3 protein-coding genes are annotated in these 1,909 nt (G+C 69.9%); 1 reads left to right on the top strand and 2 read right to left on the bottom strand.

Going from position 1 to position 1,909, the window contains the following annotated elements; genetic code table 11:
• Nucleotides 1-162: 162 nt before the first annotated feature.
• Entirely contained in the window at nt 163-741 is a 579-nt protein-coding gene (locus ACRDP3_RS08200; protein ID WP_431516181.1) for a TetR/AcrR family transcriptional regulator, read from the bottom strand.
• Between the two features lie 193 nt (nt 742-934).
• Between ACRDP3_RS08200 and ACRDP3_RS08195 the strand changes: the two genes are divergently transcribed.
• Nucleotides 935-1,741: an alpha/beta hydrolase gene (locus ACRDP3_RS08195; RefSeq protein ID WP_431516180.1), complete on the top strand. Its 807-nt coding sequence runs from the start codon at nt 935-937 to the stop codon at nt 1,739-1,741.
• 28 nt (nt 1,742-1,769) lie between these two features.
• On the opposite strand, the gene ACRDP3_RS08190 is transcribed toward ACRDP3_RS08195, so the two are convergent.
• Nucleotides 1,770-1,898 (bottom strand): FAD-linked oxidase C-terminal domain-containing protein, encoded by a 129-nt coding sequence (locus ACRDP3_RS08190; protein ID WP_431516182.1) that lies wholly within the window; start codon nt 1,896-1,898, stop codon nt 1,770-1,772.
• Nucleotides 1,899-1,909: the final 11 nt, after the last annotated feature.

Here is a 1,909-nt window from a genome sequence, read left to right as displayed (position 1 = left end):
CCCCTCCCTCGGTCACGCCGGTGGTGGCGCGACCATGCAGGTCAGCGATTGCCCCCGTTCGACGCGACGGAAACGCGAACTACCGGTCAACCACGACGGACTCGACGAGCCGGGCGAAGGCGACGACTGCCGCCGCCCGGCGGAGGATCTGCACCTGACGCCTCACTCCTGGGTGAGGACCGTTTCGATCGCCCGGGCCAGGTGGACGCGCACGGCATCAGGGGTTTCGAGGTAGCCGGCCACCATCGCACCGTCGCGCAGCATGGCCAGGGTGTGGGCCGCGCTCTCGGGCTCGGGGTGACCGGTGCGGGCCAGCATGTCCGTCAGGACCTCGTGGAACCAGGCGCGGTGCGCCTGGACCGCGCGTCGCACGGGGTGTTCGGGGTCCGGGTATTCGGCGGCGGCGTTGATGAAGGGGCACCCGCGAAAGCCGGGTCGGCAGATCTCGGCGGCAACACCGTCTCCCAGGGCGCGGAGCACGTCCCGAGGTTCGTCCACGGCTTCCGCCGCGGCGTCGGCGTTCGCGCGGACGGCTTGGTCGCGGGCCTCGACGTAGGCCAGAACCAGCTCCTCCTTACCCGCGAAGTGCCGGTAGAGCGTGGCCCGGGTCACGCCCGCCTCCGCGATGACCCGGTCGACGGGGGTCGACCGGATTCCCTCGCCGTAGAACACCCGGGCAGCGGCTTCCAGCAGGCGCTCGCGCGCGGGGGTGTGCCCGGACGCACGGGTCATCGGCGACATTCAGAAAAGGTAACAGAACGCTCTGTCTCATCCGCCTTGACGGCGGGGCGGAGGGCTGGCTACGTTCCTCGAACGAGGTAGAACGTTCTGTCTCATCTGCTTCTCGGCCGGTATCGGTGCCCATCGCCGCACCCACCGGCCGTCGCCCCCGCTCCGCGTGAGCGCGTCACGCGTCATACAGAAGGGCTCCTTCATGGCCAGAACAGTCGTCTTCCTGCACGGGGCGTGGATGACCTCCGCGTGCTGGGAACCGTTCCAGGGTTACTTCGAGGAACGGGGCTTCACGACCCTGGCTCCGGCATGGCCGGGCAAGGACCGCGGCGTCGAGGCGGTCCGCGCCGACTCCGGCCCGCTGGCAGGGCTGGGCGGCCAGGAGATCATCGACCACTACGCCGAAATCATCCGGTCGCAGTCCGAGCCGCCGATACTGATCGGCCATTCCTTCGGCGGACTGTTCGTACAGGTGCTGCTCTCCCGTGGCCTGGGCGCTGCCGGCGTGGCCATCGACTCCGCCCCGCCCAAGGGCATCATCGCCACCCAGCCGACCGCGTTCCGCGCTCTTGGCAGCATCATCGCCAACCCCGCCAACCGCAGCCGGGTCGTGCACTGGACCTTCGAGCAATTCCGCTACGCGTTCGTGCACACCCTGCCCCAGGACCAGGCCCGCGCCGCCTACGAGCAGTTCGTCACCCCGGAGACCGGAAGGATCTTCTTCCAGGGCGCGCTGTCGGGTGTGGACCGCCGCAGTCCGTTCGTCGTCGACTTCGCCAAGCCCGACCGCACCCCGCTGCTGATGATCGCCGGGGAGCAGGACCGCATCGTGCCCGCCGCCCTCAACCGCGCCAACCACCGCCGCTATCGAGCCGAAGCACCTCCGGTCGACTTCGTCGAGTTCCCCGGCCGTACCCACTGGATCATCGCGCAGGACGGCTGGCGCGAAGTCGCCGCCCACGTCGCCGACTGGATCGACAGCCGCCTCCCCGCGCCCCCGGCGCGCTGACACGAGCGCCCGTCGAGGTCGCCACAGTTCAGCCGCGGGGCTGAAAGACCTTGCCCGGGTTCAGGATTCCTGCCGGGTCGAGGGCGTTCTTGACCGCTGTGTGCATGTCCAGCACGGCGTCGCCGACTTCGTCCGCGAGCCCGCGGCGTTTGAGCAGACCGACGCCGT

Origin of the sequence: Streptomyces sp. (assembly GCF_050698815.1) — a bacterium.
GTDB lineage: Bacteria > Actinomycetota > Actinomycetes > Streptomycetales > Streptomycetaceae > Streptomyces.
This window is presented reverse-complemented; position numbering and strand designations above follow the sequence as displayed.